General features: G+C 68.3%; 15 protein-coding genes. 5 read left to right on the top strand and 10 right to left on the bottom strand.

Going from position 1 to position 20,907, the window contains the following annotated elements; all coding sequences use genetic code 11:
- The first annotated feature begins 130 nt into the window (after nucleotides 1-130).
- The 5 genes from QWY76_RS17610 to QWY76_RS17590 all read left to right on the top strand — a co-directional run bounded on the left by QWY76_RS17610 (nucleotide 131) and on the right by QWY76_RS17590 (nucleotide 7,098).
- The gene (locus QWY76_RS17610; RefSeq protein WP_290312723.1) at nucleotides 131-2,725 is read left to right on the top strand and encodes a TRAP transporter permease; all 2,595 of its coding nucleotides are present in this window, start codon (nucleotides 131-133) and stop codon (nucleotides 2,723-2,725) included.
- A 14-nt stretch (nucleotides 2,726-2,739) separates the two neighbouring features.
- Nucleotides 2,740-3,168, top strand: a complete 429-nt coding sequence (locus tag QWY76_RS17605) for a universal stress protein (RefSeq protein WP_290312722.1) — start codon at nucleotides 2,740-2,742, stop codon at nucleotides 3,166-3,168.
- Nucleotides 3,169-3,400: 232 nt separating this feature from the next.
- Nucleotides 3,401-4,216 (top strand): DUF2189 domain-containing protein, encoded by an 816-nt coding sequence (locus QWY76_RS17600; RefSeq protein WP_290312720.1) that lies wholly within the window; start codon nucleotides 3,401-3,403, stop codon nucleotides 4,214-4,216.
- 134 nt (nucleotides 4,217-4,350) lie between these two features.
- Entirely contained in the window at nucleotides 4,351-4,878 is a 528-nt protein-coding gene (locus QWY76_RS17595; protein WP_290312718.1) for a putative pterin-binding protein, read from the top strand.
- A gap of 33 nt (nucleotides 4,879-4,911) precedes the next feature.
- Entirely contained in the window at nucleotides 4,912-7,098 is a 2,187-nt protein-coding gene (locus QWY76_RS17590; protein WP_290312715.1) for an ATP-binding protein, read from the top strand.
- A 109-nt stretch (nucleotides 7,099-7,207) separates the two neighbouring features.
- Here QWY76_RS17590 and QWY76_RS17585 read toward each other — a convergent pair whose 3' ends face one another.
- From QWY76_RS17585 to QWY76_RS17540, 10 genes are all read right to left on the bottom strand, one after another.
- A complete protein-coding gene (locus QWY76_RS17585; RefSeq protein ID WP_290312713.1) occupies nucleotides 7,208-8,263 on the bottom strand; it encodes a LacI family DNA-binding transcriptional regulator in 1,056 nt (351 codons plus the stop codon).
- 122 nt (nucleotides 8,264-8,385) lie between these two features.
- Complete coding sequence (locus QWY76_RS17580) at nucleotides 8,386-10,035, bottom strand: alpha-amylase family glycosyl hydrolase (RefSeq protein ID WP_290312711.1); 1,650 nt, start codon at nucleotides 10,033-10,035, stop codon at nucleotides 8,386-8,388.
- A 73-nt stretch (nucleotides 10,036-10,108) separates the two neighbouring features.
- Nucleotides 10,109-11,413: an ABC transporter substrate-binding protein gene (locus tag QWY76_RS17575; RefSeq protein ID WP_435388999.1), complete on the bottom strand. Its 1,305-nt coding sequence runs from the start codon at nucleotides 11,411-11,413 to the stop codon at nucleotides 10,109-10,111.
- A 78-nt stretch (nucleotides 11,414-11,491) separates the two neighbouring features.
- Entirely contained in the window at nucleotides 11,492-13,138 is a 1,647-nt protein-coding gene (locus tag QWY76_RS17570) for an alpha-amylase family glycosyl hydrolase (RefSeq protein ID WP_290312710.1), read from the bottom strand.
- A 72-nt stretch (nucleotides 13,139-13,210) separates the two neighbouring features.
- Nucleotides 13,211-14,497 (bottom strand): ABC transporter substrate-binding protein, encoded by a 1,287-nt coding sequence (locus QWY76_RS17565; RefSeq protein WP_290312709.1) that lies wholly within the window; start codon nucleotides 14,495-14,497, stop codon nucleotides 13,211-13,213.
- A 50-nt stretch (nucleotides 14,498-14,547) separates the two neighbouring features.
- Nucleotides 14,548-16,218 carry an alpha-amylase family glycosyl hydrolase gene (locus tag QWY76_RS17560; RefSeq protein ID WP_290312707.1) on the bottom strand — a complete coding sequence of 557 codons (1,671 nt, stop codon included), beginning with the start codon at nucleotides 16,216-16,218 and terminating at the stop codon, nucleotides 14,548-14,550.
- A 68-nt stretch (nucleotides 16,219-16,286) separates the two neighbouring features.
- Complete coding sequence (locus tag QWY76_RS17555; protein ID WP_290312705.1) at nucleotides 16,287-17,393, bottom strand: ABC transporter ATP-binding protein; 1,107 nt, start codon at nucleotides 17,391-17,393, stop codon at nucleotides 16,287-16,289.
- 49 nt (nucleotides 17,394-17,442) lie between these two features.
- Nucleotides 17,443-19,059 (bottom strand): alpha-glucosidase, encoded by a 1,617-nt coding sequence (locus QWY76_RS17550; RefSeq protein ID WP_290312703.1) that lies wholly within the window; start codon nucleotides 19,057-19,059, stop codon nucleotides 17,443-17,445.
- Between the two features lie 26 nt (nucleotides 19,060-19,085).
- Entirely contained in the window at nucleotides 19,086-19,928 is an 843-nt protein-coding gene (locus QWY76_RS17545; RefSeq protein ID WP_290312701.1) for a carbohydrate ABC transporter permease, read from the bottom strand.
- Nucleotides 19,925-20,899 carry a carbohydrate ABC transporter permease gene (locus tag QWY76_RS17540; protein ID WP_290312698.1) on the bottom strand — a complete coding sequence of 325 codons (975 nt, stop codon included), beginning with the start codon at nucleotides 20,897-20,899 and terminating at the stop codon, nucleotides 19,925-19,927. The genes QWY76_RS17545 and QWY76_RS17540 overlap by 4 nt, the downstream gene beginning before the upstream one ends.
- Nucleotides 20,900-20,907: the final 8 nt, after the last annotated feature.

The raw sequence follows: 20,907 nt of genomic DNA, 5'->3' as shown, positions 1-20,907 counted from the left end.
TAGACGCCTGAGATCACCGCATTTCGCGGAATGATGCGCGGCCCTCGCCGAGGGCCGCGCATTGCGTTTGCGCTGCCGGCAGCACCGCAGTCGCAACCTTGTGGCAACCGACGCAGAGCAGGGCATGCTTATGACAGAGGACAACAAGAGGGCTCCGGAATCCGAGGTCGACCTGGAGGACATGGTCGCCTCCAGCGACACCGGGGCCCGCAAGCCGGCCGGAACGCCGGGCAAGCTGCTGGTCAGCATCGCCGCGGTGTGGTCGCTCTTCCAGCTATGGATCGCCTCGCCGATCCCCTTCGTGCTGGGGTTCGGGGTCTTCAACGCCACCGAGGCGCGCTCCATCCACCTGGCCTTCGCGCTGTTCCTGGCCTACATGGCCTATCCGGCCCTCAAGCGCTCCCCGCGTGACCGCATCCCCCTGCAGGACTGGGTGCTCGCTGCCGCGGCGGCCTTCTGCGGCGCCTACATGTTCCTGTTCTACGAGCAACTCGCCCAGCGTCCCGGCGCCCCGATCACCCAGGACGTGATCGTCGGCGTGGTGGGGATCCTGCTGCTGCTCGAGGCCACGCGGCGTGCCCTGGGGCCGCCGCTGATGATCGTGGCGTCGGTCTTCCTGGTCTACAGCCTGGCGGGCCCTTACATGCCCGGCATCCTGTCGCACGGGGGCGTCAGCCTCTACGGACTGATCAACCATCAGTGGCTGACCACCCAGGGGGTGTTCGGCATCGCGCTGGGCGTATCGACCAGCTTCGTGTTCCTGTTCGTGCTGTTCGGTGCCCTGCTCGACAAGGCCGGCGCCGGCAACTACTTCATCAAGGTCGCCTTCTCGCTGCTCGGCCACTATCGTGGCGGGCCGGCCAAGGCGGCCGTGGTGGCCTCCGGCATGACCGGGCTGATCTCCGGCTCCTCCATCGCCAACGTCGTGACCACCGGCACCTTCACCGTGCCGATGATGAAACGGGTCGGCTTCCCGGCCGAGAAGGCCGGGGCCGTGGAGGTGGCGTCCTCGGTCAACGGCCAGATCATGCCGCCGGTGATGGGGGCCGCGGCCTTCCTGATGGTCGAGTACGTGGGCATCTCCTACGTGGAGGTCATCAAGCACGCCTTCCTGCCGGCGCTGATCTCCTACATCGCGCTGGTCTACATCGTCCACCTCGAGGCGCTGAAGGCGAACCTGCAGGGACTGCAGAGCAGCAACCCGCCCAAGCCCCTGGTGCGCAAGGTGGTCGGCTTCCTCGCCGGCCTGCTGCTGATGATGATCACGGCCCTGGTGGTCTACTACGGGCTGGGCTGGCTCAAGCCGGTGCTGGGCGACGCCACGCCCTGGGTGGTGGCGGTGGCCCTGGCGGCGGTCTACGTGGGGCTGCTCAAGGTGGCCGCCGGCTACCCGGAGCTCGAGCTCGACGACCCCAACGAGCCGGTCTACAGGCTGCCCCAGACCAAGCCCACGGTGATGGTCGGCCTGCAGTACATCCTGCCCGTCATCGTACTGATCTGGTGTCTGATGGTGGAGCGCCTCTCGCCTGGGCTGTCGGCCTTCTGGGCCACCGTCTTCATGATCTTCATCATGGTCACCCAGCGGCCGATCACTGCGCTCTTCCGCCATCGGAGCAGCCTCGGCGAGGACATCCGCGAGGGCTTCGTCGATCTCTGGGAGGGCCTGGTCGGCGGTGCCCGCAACATGATCGGCATCGGCATCGCCACGGCCACCGCGGGCATCATCGTGGGGGCGGTCTCCCAGACCGGCGTCGGCCTGGTGCTGGCCGACGTGGTCGAGATCCTCTCCATGGGCAACCTGATGCTGATCCTGCTGTTCACCGCGGTGCTCAGCCTGATCCTCGGCATGGGCCTGCCCACCACGGCCAACTACATCGTGGTGTCGGCGCTGCTGGCGCCGGTGATCGTCCAGCTCGGCGAGCAGAACGGCCTGCTGGTGCCGCTGATCGCGGTCCACCTGTTCGTCTTCTACTTCGGCATCATGGCCGACGTGACGCCGCCGGTGGGCCTGGCGTCCTTCGCCGCCGCCGCGGTCTCCGGGGGCGACCCGATCCGCACCGGCTTCCAGGCGTTCTACTACAGCCTGCGCACCGCGGCGCTGCCCTTCCTGTTCATCTTCAACACCGACCTGTTGCTGATCGAGGTGTCTTTCCTGCAGGGGATCCTGATCTTCGTGGTGGCCACGGTGGCGATGCTGATCTTCGCCGCCGCGACTCAGGGCTTCATGATCACCCGCAGTCGCTGGTACGAATCGATCCTGCTGCTGCTGGTGGCCTTCACCCTGTTCCGGCCGGGGTTCTGGATGGACATGATCCACGATCCCTATCAGGACATCCCGCCGGCGCAGTTCGTCGAGGCGCTGGGCCAGGCCGAGCCCGACTCCACCCTGCGGGTGCAGATCAGCGGGCTGGATGCCTACGGGGATCCCATGACGACCTACATGACCCTGCCGGTGCCGGACGGGGCGGATGGCCAGGAACGCCTCGAGAACCTGGGCCTCGAACTGCTCATCGAGGACGACCGTGCCGTGGTCGACATGGTCGCCTTCGGCAGTCAGGCGGCGGACATGGGCTTCGACTTCGACCAGGAGATCGTCCAGGTCCAGGCCCCGGTGGATCGCTGGACCAAGGAGCTGATGTGGATTCCTGCCTTCCTGGTGTTCGGCCTGGTGGTGCTGCTGCAGCGCCGGCGTCGGGAGCGCAGCGCTGAGCCGGTTTCGGCCTGAAGGAGGTAACGTTCATGTACAGCAAGATACTGCTACCCGTGGATCTCAACGAGGAGGCCTCCTGGAGCAAGGCCCTGCCCACGGCATTGACACTGTGTCGCAGCTTCGGTGCCTCGCTGCATGTGGTGACGGTGCTGCCCGACTACCAGATGCCGCTGGTGGGGGCCTACTTCCCCGAGGATTTCGCCACCAAGGCCCATGAGGCGATGACGAAGGCTCAGCACGAGTTCATCCAGAAGAACGTGCCGGAGGACATCACCGTCCAGAGCGTGATCGTCGACGGCTCGCCCTGGGAGGCGATCATCAAGGCGGCCAGGAAGCTCGAGGTCGACCTGATCGTCATGGCGTCCCACAACAAGCGCAAGTTCGCCGACTACGTGCTGGGCCCCAATGCCGAGCACGTGGTGCACCACAGCAAGATGTCGGTGATGATCGTGCGCTGAGCCACCCGCGGTCCTGGCCGACGCCAACGCCCCCGCTCCGCCGGGGGCGTTGGCGTTTCGGCGTGTGCAGCGTTGAGGGGGCGGTGATGTCGGCGTCGGCGGAATGGCAGGCCGTCGTCTACATTGATCAAGTGTCATAGAGGCGAAGCGCGTATCGGACCTGCAGGCCGAACACGCCCTCTGACCGACCCGGCAGCACCGGGACTCCATCGGCGGCAACAGGGGTGACTCCATGAGTGCAGCAGCCACGAAAAACCGTGACAAGGCGCCAATCAACGTCAAGATCACCATCCGCCCCGTCGGCATGGACAAGCCCCGTGCCTGGCTGGCGGCCGGCTTCGAGGACTTTCGCCGCGCCACGGCGGTGAGCCTGGCCTATGGCATGTTCTGGGTCGGGTTGAGCATCGCCATCACGGCCGGAGCCTTCACCCTGGGGCTGTGGCACTGGCTGCTGCCACTGATCGCCGGTTTCATGTTCATCGGCCCGCTGGTGGCGGTCGGCTCCTATGGCATCAGCCGAGCCCTGGAGGCCGGACGCGATCCCACCCTGGGCGACGCCTTCGGTGGCTGGAGGGGCCATGCCGGCCAGCTGGCGATGATGGGCGTGATGATGATGATCTTCTTCCTCGCCTGGATCCGCCTGGCGACCCTGCTGTTCGCCCTGTTCTTCGGGCTCGGTGCGCCCGACCCGGAGTCCCTCTACCTGACGCTGCTGACCACGCCCCAGGGGCTGGGCATGCTGCTGGTGGGCACGGCCATCGGCGCGGTGCTGGCGTTCGGCGCCTTCACCATCAGCGTGGTGGCGATTCCGACCCTGATGGATCAGGAACTGACCTTCATGGAGGGGATCGAGGCCAGTATCCGCTCGGTGGCCAAGAACTTCCGCCCCATGCTGCTGTGGGCCGTCATCCTCACCGGCTGCGTGCTGGTCGGGGTGGCGACCTTCTACATCGGCCTGGCGCTGATCCTGCCGGTGCTCGGCCATGCCAGCTGGCATGCCTACGAGGACCTGGTGCGCATCGAACAGGTCGAGGAACTCTCCCACTGAGCCGAGCGATGCCGGTGTCGAGGCTGCGGGGGCGCGCTGCGTCCCCGTTTGCTTTTCGGGCCAGACCGACCTGACCTCGTGACACCAATCGCGTACCCTTGGGCGCCGACACGACCGCAACCGGGAGCCCTGCCATGCGTCCCCGCATCCTCCTCACCCTCGTCGGCGGGCTGCTGCTGGCCTGCCTGGCGATGCCCTCGGTTCAGGCGGGCGCCGGCACCGCCGACTTGCCGGCGCCCGACGGCCCGGTCATGCTGACCGTGGGCGGGGATATCACCCGCACCAATGTCGGTGATGAGGCACGCTTCGATCGGGCCATGCTCGAGGCGTTGCCCGCCCGCACCATCGTCACCAGCACGCCCTGGCACCCCGAGAGCACCCGCTTCGAAGGGCCGCTGGCCGAGGCGATTCTCCGCGCGGTGGGGGCCGAGGGGCGCCGTGTGCGAGTGACTGCCCTGAATGGCTTCGAGGCGATGATCCCGGTCAGCGACTTCGAGCGCTACGACGTCATCCTCGCCATGCAGCGCAACGGAACGCCCATGCCGATCCGGGACTTCGGCCCGCTGTTCGTGCTGTACCCCTTCGATGCCCACCCCGAACTGGTCACGGAAGCCATTCGCTTCCGTTCGGTCTGGCAGGTCAGCCGTATCGAGGTCTACTGACGCCGGCACGGCCGTTCATCAAGGAGGAGTTCGGTGCCGCACTACCCCCTGCGCCTGACGTTTGGTGCCATCGCCGCGCTGTTGTTGCTCGCCGGCGCCCTGCTGGTGGTGGGGCTGGTCGCCTGGCGACAGGACAGCCTGATCTGGCGTGTCGGAGAGGACACCGTCTGGCATGCCTACAAGCTCGATCGTGATACCGTGGAGCTGCGCAGTTTCCTGGCCCTGAGCGAGGGTGGCCAGGCGCCGCTGGAGGAGGCGCGCCTGCGCTTCGAGCTGCTCTACAGCCGCCTGGCCCTGCTGCGCCGTGGCGAGGTCGCCGAGCTGGTCCGTGCGATTCCCCGCACCGCCGATCTGATCGACCAGATCGAGACCCATCTCAGGGCGCTCGACGCGAGGATCGAGAGCCTCGACAGCCTGGATGCCGCGGCACGGCAGGCACTCATGGAGCGTCTGGGCCAGCTCAGCACCCCCTCCGAGCGACTGATCATCACCGTCAACGGGCATATGGCCGAGGCCTCGACCCGCGAGCGCGAGCGCCTGCAGTGGCTCTATGGTCTCCTGCTGGTGCTGATCCTGGCCATGAGCGTGGCGGCGATGATGGTGGTGACCTTCCTGTTCCGGGAGGCGCGGGACAACGCCGCCGCGAGGCGTACCCTGGAGACGCTCAGCGGGGAGCTCGAGGTCGCGGCGCGGCGCGCCGAGTCGGCCAACCAGGCCAAGTCCGAGTTCCTGGCCACCGTCAGCCACGAGATCCGCACGCCGCTCAACGGCGTCATCGGCATGAGCGACCTGCTGGTGGACCAGCGCCTGCCGGAACGGGCGCGCTACTACGCCGATACCATGCACGAGAGTGCCCAGCGCCTCCTCGAGCTGATCAATGACATCCTGGACTTCTCCAAGATCGAGGCCGGCCGTCTCGACCTGGAGCACCGGCCGCTGTCGCTCCGCGAGCTGGTCAACGGCGCGGTCTCGCTGTTCACGCCGCATGCCGAGGCCCGTGGCCTGTCGCTGACGGCGCAGCTGTCGCCGTCACTGCCCGAGCGCGTGGTCAGCGATCCCGGCCGCCTGCGTCAGGTGCTGCTCAACCTGCTGTCCAATGCCATCAAGTTCACCGAACATGGCGCGGTGCACGTCGAGGTCGATCGGGCGGGGCAGGAGGCGCTGTGCATCGCGGTCATCGATACGGGCTGCGGCATTCCGGCCGAGCAGCAGGCACAGCTCTTCGAGCCCTTCCAACAGGGCGACCCCTCCACGGCGCGGCGCTTCGGTGGCACCGGCCTGGGGCTTGCCATCAGCAAGCGGCTGGTGGAAGCGCTGGGGGGCCGGATCGGCATCGAGAGCCGGCCGGGCGAGGGTAGCCGTTGCTGGTTTCATCTGCCCCTGGTCGAGGCCGCACCGACGTCGGAACTGGCTCCCTGGGCGCACGGCGAGGGTCCCGCCCAGCCGCTGAGCGGCGCCAGGTTGCTGGTGGTCGAGGACAATCCCGTGAACCAGCAGGTGGCTCAGGCCATGCTCGCCAAGCTGGGATGCCGGGTCAGCCTGGCGAGTTCCGGGAGCGAGGCCCTGGCCGCGGCCAACCGGGAGTGTTTCGAGCTGATCTTCATGGATGTGCAGATGCCCGACATGGATGGCCTCGAAGTGACGCGCCGGCTGCGTGCACAGGGGGGCTGGCTGGCGGAGGTGCCGGTGGTCGCCATGACCGCAGGCGGTCCAGGAGGTGACCAGGCGCGTTGCCTGGCCTCGGGCATGAACGGCTACCTGGTCAAGCCGCTGATGCAGGATGCCCTGCGGAACGTGTTGCAGCGCCACCTTCGGCAGCGTCAGCCGAGTCCGGCACGGACTGCCCTGGCACGACGCGGGGCCATGGTCGGGGCCGACCAGCTGGTGGACCCCGAGGTCCTGGTGGCCCTGCACGAGAGTCTGGGGCGTGCCGGGGTCGAGGTCCTGGTGCAACGCTACCGCGATCAGGCGGAGGAGCACCTGGCGGCGCTGGAGGCCGCCGTGGCCGACGGCGACACGACCGGGAGCGAGCGCCTGGCCCACCAACTCAAGGGGGAGTCCGCCAGCCTGGGTGCCGTCAAGGTCGCCGGACTGGCGACGCGGCTCGAGCAGGCGGCCCGGGCCGGGCGGCTGGACGGTGCCGAGGCGACCCTGGCGACCCTGAGGTCAACGCTGCAGGCCACCCTGGCGGCCCTCGCGCAGGCCCCCCTGACCCCCTGACCCCCTGACCCCCTGTGCCATCCGCCGGTCCTGGGGCCGGCGCCGATCATCGGCTGGCTCCGGTCACCGGCTGGCCATGCCGCTTCGGGGGGATCATCCGTCGGCGATGTCAGGGACAGGAGTCGCCGATCAGCAGCTCGGTGCGCAGCAGCCTGGGTTCGGCGGGCTCCAGCCCGAGCACCATGCGCGCGGCGATGCGGCCCTTCTCGACGCTGTCCTGGCGTACCGTGGTCAACCGTGGCGCGCGGTACTGCCCTTCGGCGATGCCGTCGAAGCCGGTGACCCGCAGGTCCTCGGGGATGCGCAGGCCGCGCTGCTCGGCCAGGGTCACCACGGTCAGGGCGATGCGGTCGGACATGCACAGCAGCAGGTCGGGGCGCTCCTCGTCGGGCAGGTCGAGGATCTCGGCGACGACCGGGGCGCAGACCTCGTGGGTGTTCTCCTCGATGTTCCACATCGGGACCGACGCCGGGTCGATGGCGTGCTCGGCGAAGGCCTGGTGGAAGCCGGCGAGCCGCGCGCGGGTGATGGTGCGGTCGGCGGGCAGCAGTTCCTGGTCGCTGGCGATGCGGGCATTGCAGGGGTGCTTGGTGAGGCGCAGGTTGATGACCGCAGGGCGCCGTGGCGGGGTCTTGAGGGCGTGTCGGGCGATGGCGTAGCAGGCCGGCTCGTCGTCGACATGCACCGTGGGTTGGCCCTCGAGGTCGAAGTCGACGGCCACCAGGGGGCGCTGGCCGGGCAACGGCAGCTCTTCGAGCAGCATCAGACTGGGCATCAGGCCGTAGACGATGAAACCATCGGCGATGCTCGACGAGCCGTTCACCTGAGCTTCGTGCTGGCGGCCCGAGAGCAGCAGCAGGGTATGGCCATGGGCATCGAGGACCTCGGCGACGCCGGACAGCAGCTCGCTGGCCACGGCGTCGTTGAGGCTGTAGGTCAGGCTCTCGGCGAGCACCACCGCGATGATCCGCGAGCGCCCGGTCCTCAGGCTGCGCGCCTTGGCGTCGGGGCCGCGATAGCCCAGCCGCCTGGCCTCGCTGAGGATGTGCTCGCGCAGTTTCGGCGACAGCTGGTCGGGGCGATTGAAGGCGTTGGAGACGGTCGCCGTGGAGACACCGAGCTCGCGTGCCAGGTCCTTGAGGGTGGTGCGGCGTGAGGTGGGCACTGGATGACTCGGCTCCGGGTGGTTATCTTTAACGATTTAGTTAGCAGCCTAGCATAGCCTATCGAGGGGCGAGGGGCCAATGGGGTCGGACGCCGCCCTGGCCGCCGCCGACTGCTGGTGGCTCAGGTGATGGCCAGCCAGGCCGCCTGGCCGGGTGCGAGGCGTAGCTCGCGTCCCTCCACTTGCGGCGCGGCCATGCCGGGCAGGGGGAGGCTCGCCCAGCCGTTGGCGCCAGGCACCAGGGCGTCGAGCCGCATCCGTGCCGCAAAGCTCCCCTGCTGGCCGAGATGGGCCAGGCACAGCAGGCGCTTGCCGTCGTCATGGCGCTGCACGGCGAAGACATCGTCGGGCAGGGGGGCGGGATCGATCAAGGTCTGTTCACCCTGCCGCAGCACCTCGCTGGTGCCGCGCAGCCGCAGCAGTCGACGGACGCGGGCCAGCAGGCTGTCGGCGCCGGCCGCCTGGCGATCGACGGCGAGTGGCCGATGGGGCGCGTAGACCGGCAACCAGGGCGTGACGCCCTCGGGACAGAAGCCACCGTTGGCGGTCTCGTCCCAGACCATCGGCGTGCGGCAGCCGTCGCGGCCCTTGACCTCCGGCCAGAGGTTGATGCCGAAGGGATCCTGCAGGTCCCCATAGGCCAGCTCGGCCTCGGTCAGGCCCAGCTCCTCGCCCTGGTAGAGGCACAGGCTGCCGCGCAGCGAACACAGCACGGTCAGCGCCAGCAGCGCGCGGTCCTCGCCCCAGCGGCTGGCGCTGCGGGCGACGTCGTGGTTGGACAGCGCCCAGCACGGCCAGGCGTCGTCACCGAACTCGGCGAAGCGTGACAGTACCCGGTAAAGCGCGGCGGCCTCGCCGGTCGAGTCCAGCAGATCGAAGGTGTAGGCCATGTGCAGGCGGATGTCGCCCTGGGTGTAGGCGGCCATGGTCGGCAGGGGATCGCTGCCACCGATCTCGCCCACGCTGGTACTGCCCGGGTAGTCGTCGAGCAGGGCGCGGATGCGCTCGAGATAGGCCAGGTTCTCGGGCTGGTCGGTGTTGTGGGTGAGCAGCTGATAGCTGCGCGGATGACCGCGCCGCCGATACCCGTCCGGCGAAGGCGGGTTGTCGGTCAGCTTGCGATCGTGGAAGAAGAAGTTGGCGGTGTCGAAGCGGAAGCCGTCGACGCCGAGTTCCAGCCAGAAGCGCAGGTTGTCGAGCTGCGCCTGCTGCACCTCGGGGTGATGGAAGTTGAGGTCCGGCTGGCTGGGCAGGAAATTGTGCAGGTAGTACTGGCAGCGCCGCGCATCGAAGGTCCAGGCCGGCCCGCCGAAGGCCGCCAGCCAGTTGTTGGGCGGCGTGCCGTCGGGCCGGGGGTCGGCCCACACGTACCAGTCGGCCCTGGCATTGGAGCGGTCGCGGCGGCTCTCGGCGAACCAGGGATGGCGGTCGGAGCTGTGCGACAGCACCTGGTCGATGATCACCTTGAGGCCCAGGGCGTGGGCGCGCTCGAGCAGGGCGCGGAAGTCGTCGAGGGTACCGAACATGGGGTCGACGTCGCGATAGTCGCTGACGTCGTAACCGAAGTCGTCCATCGGCGAGGTACCGATCGGCGACAGCCAGATGGCGTCGACACCCAGGCTCGCCACATGCTCGAGACGCGCGGTGATACCCGCCAGATCTCCAATCCCATCCTGATTGGAGTCCATAAAGCTGCGCGGGTAGATCTGGTAGAGGGTGGCGCCACGCCACCAGTCGTGGCGGGTGTCCTGGCGCGACTGGGAAAGCGTCATCCTGGGTTTCCTTATCGGTTGGCGCGTAGCAGGGCCCGGCCGGAGGCGATCCGGCCGGGCGGCAGACATGGCCTTACCAGCCGCGCCGGCCCAGGCGCTCGAGCTCGCGTCCCAGTTGCCGGACCGCGCCGGCCCCGTCGAGATCGCCGGAGAGCACCTGGTGGGTGCGGTTGAAGAAGGCGTTGGAGACCCGTGCATAGGCATCGCCGGTGACCGCCGAGGGGCGTGGCACCCCGCCCGCCAGGGATTCATACAGATCGCCCATGGCGGGGTTGCTGGCCAGCACCTCCTCGTCCTGGTAGAGCGCTTCGATGGTCGGGTTGCGGCCCATCTTGACGGCGTGGGCCTTCTGCTGCGGCGCGGCGGTGATGTAGGCGGCCAGGTCGGCGGCCAGCGCCGGGTGCTCGGAGTAGCGCGACACGGCGACGTTCCAGCCGCCGAGGGTGGCGCGGGACTCGCCTTCCGGGCCGTGGGGCAGAGGGGCCATGCCGATCTTTCCGGCCACCTCGCTGCCCTCGCCGTTGGCCAGCGCCCACACATAGGGCCAGTTGCGCAGGAACAGCGCGTTGCCGGACTGGAAGATGCCGCGGGTCTCCTCCTCGGTGTGGTTCAGCGCGCCTTCCGGCGAAATGCTGCCGACCCAGGAGGCGGCCAGGTCCAGCGCGGCGGCGGCGCGGGGGTTGTCGATGGTGACCTCGCCCTCCTCGTCGACGAGGGTGCCGCCAGCGTGGCTCGCCACCCACTCCAGGGCGTTGCAGGTCAGGCCCTCGTAGGCGCGGCCCTGGAAGCTGAAGCCCCAGAAGTCGCCATTGCCGGCCTCGCGCTCGGCGGCCTGGATCGCCTCGGCGGTGTCGGTCAGCTCTCGCCAGGTCTCGGGGATCTCATGGCCGTATTTCTCCAGCAGGTCCTTGCGGTAGTAGAGCACGCCGGCATCGGTGTACCAGGGCATGGCGACCAGGCGCCCGTCGATGGTGTTGTTGTCGACCAGCGCCGGGAAGAAGCCCTCGGTGGCATCCGCTGGCAGGTACTCGGAGAGGTCCACCAGGTGATCGTCGAGCAGCCCCGGCCAGACGATATCGATCAGCAGCACGTCGATGTCGCTGGACTGGCTGCCCAAGAGCTGCTGGTAGAGCGACAGCTTCTCGGTGGCGTCGTTGGGCGTGGAGATGACGTCGACCGTGTTGCCGGTCTTCTCGGCCCACTGCTCGGCGAGGGCCGGGCAGTAGTCGGAGGAATCGCCGGCGCCGCAGGCGATGGCGATGTCCTCCGCCAGCACCTGGGGGGTGGCCAGGGCCGCGCCGCCGAGCAGCAGGGTGCCGGCGCCGGCTTTCAGCAGGCGCATGGCGGGACGCGGCGAGGATATGACGAGGCTAGGCATTCCAGGAGTCTCCAGGGTTGTGGTTGTGGTGTCGTGAGGAAGGCGCCGGTCGTGGCGGCGCCCTCCATGGGGGAGACGTCAGCGCAGTTCCAGCCAGGCGGCACGGCCCGGCGTCAGCGTCAGGGCGCGGCCCGCCATCTCGGGGACCGGCATGCCCGGCAGCGCGAGGCTGTGCCAACCGGCGATGCCGTCCACCAGCGCATCGGGGGCGATCGTCGCCGGCGCGGTGCCGCGGCCCAGGTGGGCCAGGCAGAGCACGCGCTTGTCGCCGTCATGACGCAGCACGGCGAAGACGTCCTCGGGCAGTTCGCCGGGGGCGATCAGTTGCTGGTCGCCCTGGCGCAGCACCTCGCTCGCGCCGCGCAGCTTAAGCAGCTCGCGTACCCGATTCAGCAGGCTGTCGGGGTCGGCCTCCTGGCGTGTCACCGCCAGCGGCAGATGCCGCGCGTCGACCGGCAGCCAGGGCGCGCCGGACTCGGCACAGAAGCCGCCGTTGGCGGACTCGTCCCAGACCATCGGCGTGCGGCAGCCGTCGCGGCCCTTGACCTCGGGCCACAGGTTGATGCCGAAGGGGTCCTGGAGGTCCTCGAAGGCCAGCTCGGCCTCGGGCAGGCCGAGCTCCTCGCCCTGGTAGAGGCACAGGCTGCCGCGCAGCGAGCAGAGCACGGTCAACGCCAGCAGGGCGCGCTGCTCGCCCCAGCTGGTGGCACTGCGCACCACGTCGTGATTGGACAGCGCCCAGCACGGCCAGGTGTCCTCACCCAGTTCGCTAGAGCGCGCCAGCACGCCGTAGAGCTCGGTGGCGTCGCCGGTCGAGTCCAGCAGGTCGAAGGTGTAGGCCATATGCAATCGCGACTCACCCTGGGTGTAGGCGGCCATGGTCGGCAGCTGGTCGTTGCCGGCGATCTCGCCCACGGTGGTCGACCCCGGGTACTCGTCGAGCAGGGCGCGGATGCGCTCGAGATAGGCCAGGTTCTCGGGCTGCTCGATGTTGTGGCGCTGGAACTGGTAGCTCTGGGGGTTGCCGGGGTGGACCCGCTCGCGGGGCATCGGCGGGTTGTCGGTGAGGGCGCGGTCGTGGAAATAGTAGTTGACCACGTCGAAGCGGAAGCCGTCGACGCCGAGCTCCAGCCAGAAGCGCAGGTTGTCGAGATGGGCCTCGCGCACCTCGGGATGGTGGAAGTTGAGGTCCGGCTGGCTGGGCAGGAAGTTGTGCAGGTAGTACTGGCGGCGCCGGGCGTCGAAGGTCCAGGCCGGCCCGCCGAAGGCCGCCATCCAGTTGTTGGGCGGCGTGCCGTCGGGCCGGGGGTCGGCCCAGACATACCAGTCGGCCTTGGGGTTGGTGCGGTCCTGGCGGCTCTCCTGGAACCAGGCATGCCGGTCGGAGCTGTGCGACAGCACCTGGTCGATGATCACCCGCAGGCCCAGTTCGTGGGCGCGGTCGACCAGGGCGCGGAAGTCGTCGAGGGTGCCGAACATCGGGTCGACGTCGCAGTAGTCGGCGATGTCGTAGCCGAAGTCGTCCATCGGCGAGGTGAAGAACGGCGACAGCCAGATGGCGTCGACATTGAGGCTCGCCACGTGCTCGAGACGCGCGGTGATGCCGGGCAGGTCACCGATGCCGTCGCCGTTGGCGTCCATAAAGCTGCGCGGGTAGATCTGGTAGATCGTCGCGCCCCGCCACCAGTCATGCCGGGCGTCCTGGCGCAATTGGGAAAGCGTCATCCTGGGGTTCCTGTCGGTGGGTGCGAGGGAGGGCCTGGCCGGAACCGCTCCGGCCGGGCGACACACATGGCCTTACCAGCCGCGCCGGCCCAGGCGCTCGAGCTCGCGGCCCAGCTGCTGGACGGCGCTGGCGCCGTCGAGATCACCGGAGAGCACCTGGTGGGTGCGGTTGAAGAAGGCGTTGGAGACCCGTGCATAGCTGTCGCCGGTCACCGTGGCGGGACGTGGCACGCCATTGGTCAGGGTCTCGTAGAGCTCGCTCATGGAGGGGTTGCTGGCCAGCACCTCCTCGTCCTGGTAGAGCGCCTCGATGGTGGGGTTCATGCCATTCTGGATGGCATGCGCCTTCTGCTGCTCCCGGGAGGTGATGAAGGCGACCAGCTCGGCGGCCAGCTCGGGATGCTCGGAGTAGCGCGACACGGCGAAGTTCCAGCCGCCCAGGGTCGCCTTGGCCTCTCCTTCGGGGCCGTGGGGCAGCGGCGCCATGCCGATCTTGCCGGCCACCGCGCTGCCCTCGCCGTTGGCCAGCGACCACACATAGGGCCAGTTACGCAGGAAGAGCGCGTTGCCGGACTGGAAGATGCCGCGGGTCTCCTCCTCGGTGTGGTTCAGCGCGCCTTCCGGCGAAATGCTGCCGACCCAGGAGGCGGCCAGGTCGAGCGCGGCGGCGGCGCGGGGATTGTCGATGGTGACCTCGCCCTGGTCATCGACGAGGGTGCCGCCGCCGTGGCTGGCCACCCATTCCAGGGCGTTGCAGGTCAGGCCCTCGTAGGCGCGGCCCTGGAAGCTGAAGCCCCAGAAGTCTTGGTTGCCGGCCTCGCGTTCGGCGGCCTGGATGTCCGTGGCGATGTCGGTCAGTTGCTGCCAGGTCTCGGGGACCTCATGGCCGTATTTTTCCAGCAGGTCCTTGCGGTAGTAGAGCAGGCCGGCGTCGGTGAACCAGGGCATGGCCACCAGCCGGCCGTCGACGGTGTTGTTGTCGACCAGCGCCGGGAAGAAGCCCTCGGTGGCATCCTCGGGCAGGTACTTTGAGAGGTCCACCAGGTGATCGTCGAGCATGCCCGGCCAGACGATATCGACCATCAGCACGTCGATGTCGCTGGACTGGCTATTCAGCAGCTGCTGGTAGAGCGACAGCTTCTCGGTGGCGCTGTTGGGGGTGGAGACGACCTGCACGCTGTTGCCGGTCTCCTCGGCCCACTGCCGGGCGGCGATCGGGCAGTAGTCGGCGGCGTCGCCGGCGCCGCAGGCGATGGCGATCTCGGCCGCCATGACGTTCTGGGCGGCCAGTGCCGAACCGCCCAGGGCCAGGGCGCCGATCAGGGCGCGGCGTTGCTGCTTGGCGTTGTCGAGGATCATGGAGTGGACTCCTGATGTTGTTGTGAGCGTTGTCGTTGTAAGGCGCGGGCTCAGGGGTGCCAGGCTGCTTGTTCAGGCTTGCCATCTGGACAGCGGGCGATGGCGATGCCACAGGCCGGCAGCCGCAGCGTCCCGTCCTGCCAGCTGCCGTTGACCATCGCCGGCGCATCGTCGAGGGCTCGGGCGTCCCGGGGGGCGCGCAGTTCGCGGGGCTCATCGGCGAAGTTCAGCGCCACCAGCAGGCGGCTGCCCTGATGAGTGCGCTCGAGGCACATGACGTCATCGCGCAGCGGGTGATAGCGGATCTCGCCCTTGACCAGTGCCGGATGCCGGCGGCGGAAGGCCAGGAAGGCGCGAGTGGCGTTGAGCAGCGAGTCCGGGTCTCGCTCCTGCCGGTCCACGGCCAGGCCCAGGTGGTCGTCGGGCACCGGCAGCCAGGGCCTTCCCGTGGAGAAGCCAGCGTGGCGGGCGTCGGCCTGCCAGGGCATGGGGGTGCGGCAGCCGTCGCGGCCCTTGTAGGACGGCCAGAAGGTGATGCCGGCCGGGTCGACCAGCTGCTCGAAGGTCAGTTCGGCCTCGCTGAGGCCCAGTTCCTCGCCCTGGTAGAGGCAGACGCTGCCGCGCTGGGTGAGCAGGAAGGCCAGGTAGAGACGCAGCCTGGCGGCATCGCCCCCGGCGCCCCAGCGGGTGGCCAGGCGGGTGATGTCGTGGTTGCCGAGCGCCCAGCACGGCCAGCCGTCGCCGATGCGTGATTCCATCTCGGTCAGCGGCGCCAGCAGGTCGGCAGGCGCGGCCTTGTCGGTGAGCAGGTTGAAGGAGTAGCACATGTGCAGGCGCTTGCCGCCCTGGGTGTACTCGGCCATCACGCCCAGCGAGTCGTCGTCGCCGACCTCGCCGACGCTGGTGGTGCCGGGGTACGCGTCGAGCAGCGCCCGCAGCCGCTCCAGGAAGACCAGGTTCTCCGGCTGGGTCTTGTCATGGAGATGCCGTTGATAGCCGTAGGGGTTGTCGGGGCGCACGCCGATGAAGCCCTCGACGATCTCCTCGCGGGGCGGATTGTCCTTGAGCTCGCCATGGGTGCAGAAGTTCACCGCATCGAGGCGGAAGCCGTCGACGCCGCGTTCCAGCCAGAAGCGCACCTCGCCGAGGATGGCCTCGACCACCGCGGGGTTCTGGAAGTTGAGGTCCGGCTGCTCGACCAGGAAGTTGTGCAGGTAGTACTGGCAGCGGCGGGTGTCCCACTGCCAGGCGGAGCCGCCGAAGATCGCCTGCCAGTTGGTAGGCGGGGCGCCGTCGGGCCGGGGGTCGGCCCATACGTACCAGTCGGCCCTGGGGTTGTCGCGGCTCTGTCGGCTCTCGGCGAACCAGGCATGTTGGTCGGAGGTGTGGGAGAGCACCTGGTCGATGGTGACCTTGAGCCCCCGGGCGTGGGCGGCCTCCACCAGGCGGTCGAAGTCCGCCAGGGTGCCGAACATCGGATCGACGCCCCGGTAGTCGCTGACGTCGTAGCCGAAGTCCTTCATCGGCGAGGTGAAGAACGGCGACAGCCAGATGGCATCGACATTCAATGAGGCGATGTAGTCGAGCTTGTCGATCACGCCCTGCAGGTCGCCGATGCCGTCGCCGTCGGTGTCGAGGAAGCTGCGCGGGTAGACCTGGTAGATCACCGCGCCACGCCACCAGTCGTGTGGCTCGTCGAGTGGGGGTCGAGAGAACGCCATCCGGGTCTCCAGGCGACGGGAGCCGCGGCTCCCGTCGGCAGTACGGGTAGGAGTGGGTAGGGTAGGGCTCAGGCCGCCTGGCGTTGCTTGGCGAGGCCCAGCGCCCGATCCTCGACGTCGAACAGGTGGACGTGCTCGAGCTCGGGCACCAGTGCCACCCGCTGGCCGATGTCCCAGCGGCTCGGCGCCTCGCTGCGATGGATCAACAGGGTGTCGCCGGCCTTGGGCTCGAGATAGACATAGACCTCGTTGCCCAGGTACTCGACGTTGACGATCTCGAAGGCGTTGTCGCCCTGGGCCTCGGCCAGGCGCAGGTGCTCGGGGCGCACCCCCAGGGTCAGGTCGGCGCCGCGGCTTTCGCCGCTGGCGTCCTGGGGCAGGGCCAGCTCGCCGAGCCCCGGGGCCTTGACCTTGCACCCTTCGCCGTCGCTGCTCAGCAACTGCGCCGGCATGAAGTTCATGGTCGGCGAGCCGATGAAGCCGGCGACGAACCTGGTGGCCGGCTGCTGGTAGAGGGTCTGCGGGCTGCCGACCTGCTCGATGCGACCGGCGCGCAGCACCACGATCTTGTCGGCCAGCGTCATGGCCTCGACCTGGTCGTGGGTGACATAGATCATGGTCGAGCCCAGGCGGTGGTGCAGGCGGGCGATCTCGTTGCGCATCTGCACGCGCAGCGAGGCATCCAGGTTGGAGAGCGGCTCGTCGAACAGCAGGATGCGCGGCTCGCGGGCCATGGCGCGGCCCATGGCCACCCGCTGGCGCTGGCCGCCGGAGAGCTCCTTGGGCTTGCGGTGCAGCAGCTCCTCGAGCTGCAGGATGCGCGCGGTGGCCATCACCCGGTCGTCGACGGTCTCGTTGGCCATCTTGGCCAGCTTGAGGCCGAAGGCCATGTTCTCGTAGACCGTCATGTGCGGGTAGAGGGCGTAGGACTGGAACACCATGCCCACGCCGCGCTCGCGGGGCGGCAGGTCGTTGACCACGCCGTCGGCGATCTTGAGGTCGCCATCGGTGATCGACTCCAGGCCGGCGATCAGGCGCAGCAGGGTGGACTTGCCGCAGCCCGAGGGCCCGACGAAGACCACGAACTCGCCATCGGCGACCGTGAGGTCGACGTCCTTGATGATATGGGTGTGGCCGAAGACCTTGTTGAGCTTCTCCAGGGTCACGCTTGCCATCTTGCGACTCCTCGCCGGCCACCGGGACCGGCATTGTTGTGATTCGGTGTTAGCGATCGAGCTTGAAGTAGGCGGCCTGGTAGGCCGGCAGGGTCAGGGTGTCGCCGTCGAGCGCCGCCGCGAAGCCGTGCCCCTGGAGCGGGATGCCGGAGCGCGGCAGCGTCGTGCTGCGGGTCTCGCCGCCGAAGTTGAAGACACAGAGGAGCGTCTCCTCGTCCTTCTCGCGGATAAAGCCGAGCAGCTCCTCGCCGACGTCGACCAGCGACAGCTCGCCGTCGACCAGCGCCGGGTGGGCCTGGCGGAAGGCCAGCAGGCGGCGGGTGGCGTTGAGCACCGAGTCGCCGTCGTCCAGCTGACGGCTCACCGCCAGGGGCACATGCTGTTCCGACACCGGCAGCCAGGGCTCCGCGCGGGAGAAGCCGGCGTCGGGGCCGTCCGTCCAGGGCATGGGCGTGCGGCAGCCGTCGCGGCCCTTGAACTCCGGCCACAGCACCTTGCCGTAGGGGTCCTGGAGGCGCTCGTAGGGCACCTCGGCCTCGGGCAGCCCCAGCTCCTCCCCCTGGTACAGGCAGACGCTGCCACGCAGCGACAACAGCATCGCCAGCGCCACCTTGGGGTAGGCCACGGGGTCCTCGCCCGCACCCCAGCGGGTGGCGCTTCTCACTACGTCGTGGTTGGACAGCGCCCAGCACGGCCAGGCATCGCCGGCCAGGCGCTGGAAGCGCTCGATCACCTGGCGGATGTAGGCCGGCGAGTGCGGCTCGTTGAGCAGGTCGAAGCCATAGGCCATGTGCAGCTTGTCGCCACCGGCGGTGTATTCGGCCATGCGCGCCAGCGGCTCGTCGTCGCCGATCTCGCCCACCGTGGTGGTGCCGGGGAACTCGTCCATCAGCGAGCGCAGCTCGCGAAGGAAGTCGAGGTTCTCCGGGCGGCTCAGGTCATAGACGTGGCGCTGCCAGGTGTAGGGGTTGGCGTCCGGCGCGCCGAGGGTCTTGGCTTCGCCCGCCGGTACCGGCGGGTTGTCGCGCAGTTCGCGGTCGTGGAAGTAGAAGTTGACGGTGTCCAGGCGGAAGCCGTCGACGCCGAGTTCCAGCCAGAAGCGCAGGTTGTCCAGTTGTGCCTGACGCACCGCCGGATGGTGGAAGTTGAGGTCCGGCTGGCTGGTCAGGAAGTTGTGCAGATAGTACTGGCGGCGCCGGGAGTCGAAGGTCCAGGCCGCGCCGCCGAAGATCGACAGCCAGTTGTTGGGCGGGGTGCCGTCGGGTTTGGGGTCGGCCCACACGTACCAGTCGGCCTTGGCGTTGGTGCGGTCGGCGCGGCTCTCCTGGAACCAGGGATGCTGATCCGAGGAATGGCTGATCACCTGGTCGATCATCACCTTCAGGCCCAGCGCATGGGCCCGGGCCAGCAGCGCCTTGAAGTCGTCGAGGGTGCCGAACATCGGGTCGACGTCGCGGTAGTCGCTGACGTCGTAGCCGAAGTCGTGCATCGGCGAGGTGAAGAAGGGCGACACCCAGATGCCGTCCACGCCCAGGCCGGCCACATAGTCCAGTTTCTCGGTGATGCCCGGCAGGTCGCCGATGCCATCTCCGTTGCGGTCCATGAAGCTGCGCGGGTAGATCTGGTAGATGACGCCGCCACGCCACCAGGTCAGGTTGTCTTGCATCGAGATAGTCCTTGAAGTCATGCGGATCAGCCCTTGACGGCACCGGCGGTGAGCCCCGAGACGATGCGGCGCTGGAAGATCATCACCAGGATGACCAGAGGCACGGTGACGGTGACCGAGGCGGCCATGATCGGGCCCCAGGGCAGCTCGTGCTGGCTGCCGCCGGAGATCAGGGCGATGGCCACCGGCACGGTGCGCTGGTCGTCGGTGAGGGTGAAGGTCAGGGCGAACAGGAACTCGTTCCAGGCGGCGATGAAGGCCAGCAGCCCGGTGGTGGCCATGGCCGGCCACATCAGCGGCAGGAACACCTTGGTGATGGTCACCCAGGGGGTGGCGCCGTCCATGATCGCCGCCTCCTCCAGTTCCATGGGCAGCTGGCGCATGAAGGTGGTCAGCACCCAGACGGTGAAGGGCAGGGTGAAGATGGTGTAGCTCAGGATCAGGCCACCCGGATTGTTGTAGAGGTTCAGCGCGCGGATGACCTCGAACAGCCCGGAGAGCACCGCCACCTGGGGGAACATCGACACGCCGAGGATCACCAGCATCACCGTGGTGCGGCCACGGAAGCGTACCCGGCCGAGGGCATAGGAGGCGGTGATCCCCAGCAGCAGGGCGATGAGTACCACCGACAGCGAGATGATGATGGAGTTGAAGATGGCACGTACGAAGCTCTTCTGGGTGAAGATCTGCACGTAGTTGCCGAAGTCCAGCGACGACAGCCAGAAATCGACCCGAAACAGCTCGCTGGAGGGCTTCAGCGAGGTGATCACGGCATAGTAGAAGGGGAAGATGGCGTAGACCATCACCACGGCGATCAGGGCGTAGAGCCCGACGCGCTTGGCGAGCTTGATCAGCTGATACTGGTTCATTGGTCGACTCCCAGTTGACGGCGACCCAGGTAGAGGTAGATCACCACGGCCAGGGCGATGATCAGGAACAGCAGCGTCGAGGCCGCACTGCCGTAGCCCACGTCCTGGAACTCGACCAGCTGCTGACGGGCATAGATCGACATGGTCATGGTGCTGGTGGAGTTGGAGGTCAGCACGTAGATGACGTCGAACACCCGCAGGGCGTCGAGCAGGCGGAAGATCACCGCCACCAGCAGCGCCGGGGTGATAAGCGGCAGGGTGACGCGGAAGAACACCTTGAGCGGGTGGATGCCGTCGACCTCGGCGGCCTCGTAGCAGTCCTTGGGCAGCATCTGCAGGGCGGCCAGCACCAGCAGGGCGACGAAGGGAATGGTCTTCCACACATCGACCATGATCACCGCCCACATGGACAGGTCGGCATCGGCGGTCCAGGCCAGGGGCGCATCGATCAGGCCCAGGGCCATCAGCATATGGTTGATGATCCCGAACTGGTCGTTGAGCATCCAGGCCCACATCTTGGCCGAGACGATGGTGGGGATGGCCCAGGGGATCAGCACCGCGGCGCGCACCAGCATGCGGCCCTTGAACTCGGCGTTGAGCAGCAGGGCGACGATGATGCCGAACACCACCTCGAGCGATACCGACACCACGCTGAAGTAGACGGTGTTCCATACCGAGTTCCACCACACCGGGTCGGTGAGCAGGCCATACCAGGCACCGTCGTCATAGACCAGGTAGTTCTCGAAGCCGATGAAGGCCGCGCCCGCGGTATCCGATAGCAAGGCATCGGTGAGGCTCAGATAGAAGGTGCGCAGCAGCGGCCAGCCGGCCACCAGAACCAGCGCGACCAGCATCGGCGCGAGAAAGGTCCAGGCGGCGCGGACGCGCTGGCGGCGGACCTTGGTGCCACGATAGCCGGCCGGGGAGGCGCGCCCCACCTGAGGGGCGCGTTCGGTTGCGGGAGTTGACATGGAGGCCT

Source organism: Halomonas maura (assembly GCF_030409305.1).
GTDB classification, from domain to species: domain Bacteria; phylum Pseudomonadota; class Gammaproteobacteria; order Pseudomonadales; family Halomonadaceae; genus Halomonas; species Halomonas maura.
This window is presented reverse-complemented; position numbering and strand designations above follow the sequence as displayed.

Bases quoted from the DNA above. Each gene is read 5' to 3' on its own strand.
- QWY76_RS17555 (WP_290312705.1), bottom strand. From the start codon at position 17,393: ATGGCAAGCGTGACCCTGGAGAAGCTCAACAAGGTCTTCGGCCACACC.
- QWY76_RS17550 (WP_290312703.1), bottom strand. From the start codon at position 19,059: ATGCAAGACAACCTGACCTGGTGGCGTGGCGGCGTCATCTACCAGATC.
- QWY76_RS17605 (WP_290312722.1), top strand. From the start codon at position 2,740: ATGTACAGCAAGATACTGCTACCCGTGGATCTCAACGAGGAGGCCTCC.
- QWY76_RS17540 (WP_290312698.1), bottom strand. From the start codon at position 20,899: ATGTCAACTCCCGCAACCGAACGCGCCCCTCAGGTGGGGCGCGCCTCC.
- QWY76_RS17595 (WP_290312718.1), top strand. From the start codon at position 4,351: ATGCGTCCCCGCATCCTCCTCACCCTCGTCGGCGGGCTGCTGCTGGCC.
- QWY76_RS17560 (WP_290312707.1), bottom strand. From the start codon at position 16,218: ATGGCGTTCTCTCGACCCCCACTCGACGAGCCACACGACTGGTGGCGT.
- QWY76_RS17610 (WP_290312723.1), top strand. From the start codon at position 131: ATGACAGAGGACAACAAGAGGGCTCCGGAATCCGAGGTCGACCTGGAG.
- QWY76_RS17570 (WP_290312710.1), bottom strand. From the start codon at position 13,138: ATGACGCTTTCCCAATTGCGCCAGGACGCCCGGCATGACTGGTGGCGG.
- QWY76_RS17545 (WP_290312701.1), bottom strand. From the start codon at position 19,928: ATGAACCAGTATCAGCTGATCAAGCTCGCCAAGCGCGTCGGGCTCTAC.
- QWY76_RS17575 (WP_435388999.1), bottom strand. From the start codon at position 11,413: ATGCCTAGCCTCGTCATATCCTCGCCGCGTCCCGCCATGCGCCTGCTG.
- QWY76_RS17580 (WP_290312711.1), bottom strand. From the start codon at position 10,035: ATGACGCTTTCCCAGTCGCGCCAGGACACCCGCCACGACTGGTGGCGT.
- QWY76_RS17565 (WP_290312709.1), bottom strand. From the start codon at position 14,497: ATGATCCTCGACAACGCCAAGCAGCAACGCCGCGCCCTGATCGGCGCC.
- QWY76_RS17600 (WP_290312720.1), top strand. From the start codon at position 3,401: ATGAGTGCAGCAGCCACGAAAAACCGTGACAAGGCGCCAATCAACGTC.